The organism is Streptomyces sp. SID9727, assembly GCF_010550605.1.
Classification (GTDB): domain Bacteria; phylum Actinomycetota; class Actinomycetes; order Streptomycetales; family Streptomycetaceae; genus Streptomyces.
The window spans coordinates 1-9,097 of the sequence record NZ_JAAGNI010000119.1; the positions used below are offsets into that span (position 1 = coordinate 1).

A 9,097-nucleotide genomic window follows, 5' to 3' on the forward strand; every position below is an offset into this window, starting at 1 on the left:
GCCGGGCTCTCCGGGGCGGGCAGCGCGCGCCGGTCGGTCTTGCCGTTGGGCGTCACGGGGAACGCGTCGAGCCGGACGTGGGCGGCGGGCACCATGTGTTCCGGCAGGGTGGCGGCGAGGTGGGCGCGCAGTCCGGCCCAGTCGGGGGCGGCACCGCCGGCGGCGGGCACGGTGTAGGCGACGAGACGCCGGTCGCCGGGGCGGTCCTCTCGGACGGTGACGCAGGCGGCGGCGATCCCGGGGTGCGAGGCGAGCGCCGCCTCGATCTCGCCGAGTTCGATGCGGAAGCCGCGGAGCTTGACCTGGTCGTCCACGCGGGAGACGTAGAGGAGGCGCCCGTCGGGCGTCCACCGCACCAGGTCCCCGGTGCGGTACATCCGGCCGCCCGCGCGGTCGAAGGGGTCGGCGACGAAGCGGGTGGCGGTCAGGCCGGCCCGGCCGTGGTAGCCGCGTGCGACGCCCTCGCCGGCCACGTACAACTCGCCGGTGACGCCGGGCGGAACGGGGGCCAGCCGGTCGTCCAGGACGTACACGCGGGTGCCGTCCACGGGGGCGCCGATGGGGACGGTGCGGTCGGGGGCGAGGGGCCCTTCCGCGCGCTGGAAGGCGCTCATGGTGGCGCAGACGGTGGTCTCCGTGGGGCCGTAGGCGTTGACGAGGAAGCGGTCCCGGGCCCAGGCGTGGACGAGGGCGGGCGGGCACGCCTCTCCGGCGAGGACCATGGTGAGGCCGGTGGGCAGGGAGTCCGGGGGCATCACGGCGAGGGCGGCGGGCGGGATGGTGAGGTGGGTGACGCCCCGGTCGCGGACCAGGCTGGCGAGGGCCGGCCCCGGCAGCAGGGCGTCGCGGGTGTCGATCTCCAGGCAGGCGCCGGTCAGCAGCCCCATGCACAGCTCCCAGAACGCGGCGTCGAAGCTGACCGACGCCATGTGCAGCACCCGGCTGCCCGGTCCGACGCCCAGCCGCTCGCTCTGCGTCGCGGCCATCGCCCGCACGCCCCGGTGCGTGACGACGACGCCCTTGGGGCGGCCGGTGGAACCCGAGGTGTAGATGACGTACGCGGGGTGGGCCGGGTCGATGCGCACAGGTGCCGTCGTGGCGCCGCTTGCGGCGAGTTCGTCGGTGTACAGGTGCGCCACCGGGTGCGCGGGCAGTCGGCGGTGGAGTTCCGGGGTGGTGAGGAGCAGGCGGGGGCGCGCGTCGTCCAGCATGTAGGACAGGCGCTGGGCCGGGTAGTCGGGGTCCAGCGGCACATAGGCGGCGCCCGCCTTGAGGACGCCGAGCAGGGCCACGACGAGCTCGGACGTCCGGGGCAGGGCGACGGCCACCCGGTCCTCGGGTCCCACGCCCCGTTCGGTGAGGTGGCGTGCCAGCGCGTCGGCGCGGGCGTCGAGTTCGCCGTAGGTGAGGGTGGTGTGCGCGTCGCGGACGGCCGGGGCGGCGGGGGTGCGCCGGGCCCGTTCCTCGAAGAGGGCGGGGACCGTCGTGGGGGGCGGGCCGTCGGCGGGCCCGGTGCCGAGGGCGGTGAGGCGGTCGTGCTCGGCGGGGGTGAGCAGGTCGTACGTGTGCAGGGGGCGGTCGGGGTCGGTGGTGACGGCGCCCAGGAGCCGGACGAGCCGGTCGGTGAGCCCTTGGACGGTGGGCGCGTCGAAGAGCTCGGTGGCGTAGTCGACGGTGCCCCGCATGCCGTCGAGTGCGCCGGTGTCGTCGTAGGTCTCGGTGAGGGCGAACGACAGGTCGAACTTGCTGACCTCCGCCTCGGCGGGCACCCCGGTGACGGTGAGGCCGGGCAGGTCGATGGCGGCGGGCGCCTGGTTCTGGAGGATCAGCATGGTCTGGAAGAGCGGGTGGTGGCTCTGGGCCCGCGCGGGGTTGAGGAGTTCGACCAGCCGCTCGAAGGGCACGTCCTGGTGGGCGTAGGCGGCGAGGTCGAATTCCCGCACCCGGCCGAGGAGTTCACGGAAGGTGGGGTCGCCGCTGAGGTCGGTGCGCAGGACGAGGGTGTTGACGAAGAAGCCGACGAGACCGTTCGCCGCCTCGTCGGTGCGTCCGGCGACGGCGGTGCCCAGGGGGATGTCCTCGCCGCCGCCGTGCCGGGACAGGACCGTCGCCAGGGCGGCCTGGAGGACCATGAAGGCGCTGGAACCGCAGGCGCGGGCGAGCTCCATGACTTGGCGGGCGGTGGCGCGGTCGACGGAGAAGCCGAGGGTGGCCCCGGTGTGCCGGGAGGTGGCGGGGCGCGGCCGGTCCCAGGGCAGTTCGATCGCCTCGGGCAGCCCGTCCAGCGCGTGCCGCCAGTGGGAGAGCTGCCGGCAGACGAGGCTGTCGGGGTCCTTCTCGTCGCCGAGCAGGTCGCGCTGCCAGAGGGTGTGGTCCGCGTAGTCGACGGGCAGCGGTGCCCAGTTGGGCTCCTCGCCCCGGGCGCGGGCGCGGTAGGCGAGGCCCAGGTCGTGGGCGAGGGGCGCGAGCGAGGTGCCGTCGGCCGCGATGTGGTGGACGACGAGCACCAGGACGTGGGCGTCGGGGCCCAGGCGGAGCAGGGTGGCGCGCAGGGGCAGGCTGCGCTCGATGTCGATGGCCTCGGCGGTGGCGGCGGCGACGCGGTGGCGCAGCTTCGCCTCCTCGACGCTCTCCATGGCGAACGGGATGACGACGTCGCCGGGCGCGGTGATGTGCTGGCACGGCCCGTCCTCGCCCTCCGGGAAGACGGTGCGCAGGGCGGTGTGCCGTGCGATGACGTCGGCCACTGCGGTGCACAGGGCGTCGGCGTCGAGCGGTCCGTCGATGCGTACGGCGAGAGGGATGTTGTACGTGGCGGAGGGCCCGTCGAGCCGGTGCAGGAACCACAGCCGCTGCTGGGCGTACGACAGCGGGAGTTCGGCGGGGCGTGGCTGCGGGACCAGGGCGGGGCGGGTGCCGCCCTCCGCGCCCTCCAGGGCGGTGGCGAGCGTGGCGACGGTGGGGTGCTCGAACAGGGTGCGGATGTCGGTCTCGGTGTGCAGGGCGGTGCGGATGCGGCCGACGAGGCGGGTGGCGAGCAGGGAATGGCCACCGAGGGCGAAGAAGCTGTCGTCGGTGCCGACCCGGTCCAGGCCGAGCACATCGGCGAACAGCCCGGCCAGGATCTCCTCCATGGCGCTGCGCGGTGCCCGCCCCGCCGCCGTGCGCGGTGCGGTGGGCGCGGGCAGGGCGGCCCGGTCGATCTTGCCGTTGGGGGTCAGGGGCAGGGCGTCCAGCGGCTGGACGACGGCCGGGACCATGTACGGGGGCAGCAGCCGCCCGACGTGTGCGGCGAGCAGCCCCGGGTCGGGGGTCTCACCGGGGGCGAGGACCACGTAGGCGGTGAGGGTGCGATCGCCGGGCAGGTCCTCGCGGACGAGGACGCAGGCGGCGCGTACCGCCGGGTGGTCGCGCAGGACCGCTTCGATCTCGGCGGGTTCGATGCGGTGGCCGCGCAGTTTGATCTGCTGGTCGGCCCGGGCGACGTAACGCACGGTGCCCTCGGCGTCCTGGCGTACCAGGTCGCCGGTGCGGTACATGCGTGCCCCGTCGCCCGCGAAGGGGTCGGCGACGAAGCGGGTCGCGGTGAGGGCTGCCCGGCCGAGGTAGCCGCGGGCGACGCCGGGGCCCGCGAGGTAGAGCTCGCCCTCGGCGCCGGGCGGGACGGGGCTCAGGGCGGCGTCCAGGACGTAGGCGCGCATGCCGTCGAGCGGGTGGCCGATGGGCGGGGCGCCGCCGGGGGTGTGGTCGGGGCGGACGTGGTGGGCGGTGGCGAAGGTGGTGGTCTCGGTGGGTCCGTACACGTGCAGGACGGTCGTCCCGGGGTGGGCGGCGGCGACGCGCTGCATGACCCCGGGCGCGGCGGCCTCACCGCCGGCGGCGACCAGGCGCAGGTGGCCGAGGGAGCCGGGGTCGGTCTCGGCCAGGACGTTGAAGAGGGCCGTCGTCAGGAAGGCGGCCGTGACGCCGTGCCGGGTCACCAGCTCCCGCAGGGTGTCGGGCTGGAGCGGGCCCTCCGGGGCGACGACGACGCGTCCGCCGCGCAGGAGCGGGGCCCAGAGCTCGAAGGTCGAGGCGTCGAAGACGTACGCGGAGTGCAGCAGGACGGCGTCGGCGGCGCCGTCCCAGCCGTGGTGGGCGGCCAGGGCCGCGATGTCGCCGTGGCTGACGCCGACGCCCTTGGGCAGCCCGGTGGACCCGGAGGTGAACATGACGTACGCGAGCCGGTCGCCGCCCGGTGCGGTGGGGAGCGGGCCCGGGGCGGCGGGGCCGCCGGCGAGGACGCGGCCGGCGCTGTCGACGGTCAGGACGGCGGTGTCCGGGCCGAGTTGGCGGACCCACGGCAGCGAGGCGGTGGTCCCGTCCACGACGAGTACGCGCAGGGGGACGACCTCGGTGACCCGGTTGAGCCGCTCGGTCGGCCAGCGGGGGTCGAGCGGTACATAGGCTCCGCCCGCGCGCAGGGTGGCCAGCGAGGCGGTGACGGTGGCGGCCGAGCGGGCGACGAGGATGCCGACGCCGTCCTCGGCCCCGGTCCCGAGACCGGTCAGGGCGGCGGCGAGCCGGTCCGCGAGGCCGGTGAGCCGCGCGTACGTCAGCTCCTCGCCGGCGCCGGAGACGGCCACCGCGTCCGGGTGGCGGGCGGCCCGGACGGCGACGGTCTCCGGGATGCTCAGGGCCGTGGTGCCACTGGGCAGGGCAGCGCCGGTCCCCCGGGCGATCAGCTCCTCGCGTTCGCCGTCGAGCAGGAAGGGCGCGGTGTCGGCGCGCCGGCCGAGGTCCTGGGCCATGGCCGTCAGCAGCTGCCGCATGCGCGAGACGGTCTCGGCCACCTCCTGGCGGTCGAGCACGGCGGCCCGGTAGCCGAAGGTGATCCGCAGGGTGTCGCCGGGGGCGACGGTGAGCGTGAGCGGGTAGTGGGCCGCGTCGGTGCCGCTGAAGCCGGTGACGGCGAGGCCGGGCAGTCCGCGCTGGGCGGTGCGCAGGGCCTCGGCGTCCATCGGGTAGTTCTCGAACACGACGAGGGTGTCGAAGAGTTCGTCGAGTCCGGTGACGCCCCGGATGTCGCTGAGGCCGACGTGCTGGCTGCCGAGGAGCCGGCCCTGCTCGGCCTGGAGGCGGGTCAGGAACTCCGCCAGGGTCTCGCCGGACGCGGGGCCGGTCCGCACGGGCACGGTGTTGATGAACAGGCCGACCATGGATTCGACGCCGGCGAGCTCCGGCGGGCGCCCGGACACGGTGGTGCCGAACACCACGTCGGACCGGCCGGTGAGGTGGCCGAGCAGCAGTCCCCACGCGCCTTGGACCAGGGTGTTGAGGGTGAGGCGGTGGGCGCGGGCCGTCTCGCGCAGCCGGTCCGTGACGGCCGCGTCCAGGTCGAGGACGAGCGTCTCGGGCAGTTCGGCGGCACCGTTCGGGCCGTCCCGCTCCGCGAGGAGGGTGGGCGCCTCGATGCCGGCGAGGGCGGCGGACCAGGTGTCGAGGGCGGCGGCGCGGTCCTGCTGGGAGAGCCAGACGAGATAGGCGCGGTACGGGGTGACGCGCGGCAGTGCGCCGTCGTCGCCGCCGGCCGCGTACAGCTCGAAGAGTTCGCGTACGAGCAGGGGCAGCGACCAGCCGTCGAAAAGGATGTGATGGCTCGTCATGACCAGGCGGTGCCGGTCCGGCGCGGTCCGTACGAGGGTGAACCGCATCAGGGGCGGGGTCGCCAGGTCGAAGCGGCGGGTGCGGTCGGCGGCGAGGAAGGCGGTGAGCCGGTCGGGCACCTCGTCGGCGCCGGTCAGGTCCAGTTCCTCCAGGGGTACGGGAACCTCGGCCGCGACCGCCTGCACGGGTTCGTCCAGGTCCTCGTGGAGGAAGCCGACGCGCAGGTTGGCGTGGCGGCGGAGGAGGCCGGCGACGGCGGCGCGCAGGGTGGGAACGTCGACGGGGCCTTCGAGGTCGAAGACGAACTGCGCGGTGTAGACGTCCACGGCGTGCGAGTCGTACAGGGCGTGGAAGTACATCCCGGCCTGCAGCGGCGTCAGCGGGAGTACGTCCTCCAGTTGGAACCCGTTCACTTGCGTCCACCCCACTTGTTCTGCAGTCGGTCGATCTGGGCCTGGTTGAGCGAGACCAGGGGAAGGTCGGACGGCGTGTAGCCGCCTGCTCCGGGCTGTTCGGCGTGTTCCGCGACGGCGCGCAGGGCGCGGTTGAACGCCTCGGCGAGCGCGCCCACGTCCTCCTCCTTCAACAGGTCGCTGGGCCAGGTCCAGCGGGCCACGAGGCGGGGGCCTTCGGGGAGGTCCTCGGTGTGCGCGTTGATGTCGAGGACGTGGTGCACGGGCATGTCGGGGTCCTGGCTGCGGGGCCCGCCACCGTCGAGCAGGACCTCCCAGTCGCCGTCCGCCGACTGGCCCGGGGCCGCGTACCGTCCCAGGTAGTTGAAGCCGATCTGGGGTGCGGGGGCGGCCAGGCGGGGGCCCGTGGCCGGGTTGAGGTGGCGCAGCATGCCGTGGCCGATGCCGTGGTCGGGGACGGCGCGCAGCTGTTCCTTGACGCGCTTCACTGCGCGTTCAACGAGCGAGGGACCGAAGCGTGCCGGGTCGCGGACGTCCAGGGGCCCCGGGTCCAGCCGGACGGGGTAGAGGCTGGTGAACCAGCCGACCGTGCGGGACAGGTCGATGTGGTCGGCGATCTGCTCCCGGCCGTGGCTCTCCAGATCGAGCAGTACGGCGGTGTCCGGGCGGCCCCGCCAGGTGTTGACGGCGAGGGCGAGCGCGGTGAGCAGGATGTCGTCGACTCCGGCGTGGAAGGCGCCGGGAACGGTGGTGAGGAGGGGCTTCGTCCAGGTGGCGGGCAGCTGGGTGGTGAGGGTGCGGGTGCCGTCCGCGGTGTCCAGGAAGGGGTCGAGCGGCCGGTATCCGAGCTGGGGGTCCGGCGTCCTCAGCACCTCCTCCCACAGGGGCAGTTCCCCGGTGCGGGCCGGTGTGCGGGCCTGTTCGGCGAGGAGCTGGGACCAGCGCCGGTACGAGGTGGTGGCGGCGGGCAGCGCGGATGCGGTGCCGGTGGCCACCCGCCAGGCGTGGGCGAGGTCGTCGGCGAGGACGCGCCAGGAGACGGCGTCGACGGAGAGGTGGTGCACGACGAGGAGCAGCCGCCCGCGCGCACCGGGTCCGGCGTCGCCCCAGACGGCCTCGAAGACCGCGCCGGCGGAGGGCCGCAGGCGTCGGCGGGCCCGTTCGCCCGCTTCGGTGAGCGCGGCCCGGGCGGCGTCGGTGTCGAGCCCGGCGATGTCGATGCGGGTGAGGCGGTTCCGGGCCGTGACGGCGCCGGGCGGCAGCGTCTCGAGTACGGGGTCGCCCCCGGCGGTACGGGTGACGCGCAGGCGGAGCATGTCGTGGTGGTCGGCGAGGAGCTGGAGCGCGGCGACGAGGGTGTCCTCGCGGGCACCGGCGGGGGTGCTCAGCGCACCGGACTGGTTGTAGCCGTCGGTGGTGCCGGGGCGTTCCAGGAACCAGGCGGCGATGGGGGTCGGATCCATCGTGCCGGTGCCGTGGCCGTCCGGTTCGCCGGCGGTGCCGTCCAGCGGTGCGGCGATGGCCGCGATCGCCTCGGGGGTGCGGTGGACGAAGACGTCCCGGGGGGTGACGGCGAGGCCGGCTTCCCGGACGCGGCTGACGAGCTGGATGGAGAGGATGCTGTCGCCGCCGAGCGCGAAGAAGTCGTCGTCGGTCCGGACGGCGGGGGCGCGCAGTACGGAGGCGAACGCCTCGCAGAGGACGCGTTCGGGCGCGGTGCGGGGCTCGCGGCCCGGCCGGGCGGCGTCCGGGCGCTCCGGTGCGGGGAGGGCCGCGCGGTCCGTCTTGCCGTTGGGCAGGAGCGGCAGCGCTTCCAGGGCCACGAAGGCGGCGGGCACCATGTACGGCGGCAGGCTCGTGGCGAGCCGGCTGCGCAGTGCGCCGTCGGTGAGGCGGGCGCCCACGGTGTACGCGGTCAGGCGCCGTTCGCCGGGCCGGTCCTCGCGGACGAGGGCGCAGGCGGAGGTGATGCCGTCGATGGCGGTGAGTGCCGCCTCGATCTCGCCGAGCTCGACGCGGAAGCCGTTCAGCTTGACCTGGTCGTCGGCGCGGGAGACGTAGTGGAGGAGCCCGTCGGCGTCCCGGCGGACGAGGTCGCCCGTGCGGTACATGCGGCTGCCGGCCGGGCCGAAGGGGTCGGCGACGAAGCGGGTGGCGGTGAGCCCGGGCCGGCCGAGGTAGCCGCGGGCGAGGCCGTCACCGGCGAGGTACAGCTCGCCGGTCGCACCCGCCGGTACGGGCTGGAGCACGGCGTCCAGGACGTGGGCGCGGGTGTTGTCGATGGGACGGCCGAGCGGAACGCCGCCTTCTTCTCCCCTAGGGCGTGTTTCGAAAGTAGCGCCGTCCGCCCGCAGGGCGGGTCCGGCGGCGTCTGGTGCGTGCGATCGCAAGGCGGAGGGTCGCCCCGATACTGGTTGTATCGGGGCGATCCCGACAACGCGGCGAGCGTGCGTGCCAGGCGTCGCCGGACAGGCGGGACTTTCGAAACACGCCCTAGCGGTGACGTGGTGGGCGGTGGCGTCGATGGTGGTCTCGGTCGGGCCGTAGAGGTTGTGCACCTCGGCGCCCCAGGCCGTGGCGGCCCGGGCCGCCAGGGCGCGGGTCAGGGGTTCACCGCCGCAGGCGACGGCCCTCAGCGCCGGGGGCGCCGCCTCGGTCCCGGTCTCGGTGAGCAGCAGTGCGAGGTGGGAGGGGACGAACTGGGCGAGGGTGACGCCCTCGTCGCGCATCCGGGCCAGCAGCCCGGCCGGGTCGTGGTTGAGCGCGGCCGGCATGGGGCAGGTGGCGCCGCCGTGCAGCAGGGGCAGCCAGGTCTCCCACACGGAGGCGTCGAAGCTGGGCGAGGTGCGGGCGAGGACGCGGTCGTCGTCGGTGAGGGCGAAGTGGCCGGCCATCCAGGCCATGTGGTTGGTCAGCGCGCCGTGGGTGACGACGACGCCCTTGGGCCGGCCGGTGGAGCCCGAGGTGTGGATGACGTACGCGGCGTCGTCCGGGCCCGGCGCGCCGGCGGCCGGTGGTGCCCCGCGTCCGGCCGGCCA

Annotated in this window: 2 protein-coding genes; both read right to left on the reverse strand. The window is 75.2% G+C overall.

Annotated features, from left to right (window positions below; all coding sequences use genetic code 11):
- A partial coding sequence (locus tag G3I41_RS07475) for a non-ribosomal peptide synthetase (RefSeq protein ID WP_164399514.1) occupies positions 1 to 6,059 on the reverse strand: 6,059 nt, incomplete at its 3' end.
- Positions 6,056 to 9,097: AMP-binding protein (locus G3I41_RS07480; RefSeq protein WP_164399515.1), on the reverse strand; the 3,042-nt coding region annotated here is incomplete at its 5' end. The genes G3I41_RS07475 and G3I41_RS07480, both read right to left, overlap by 4 nt.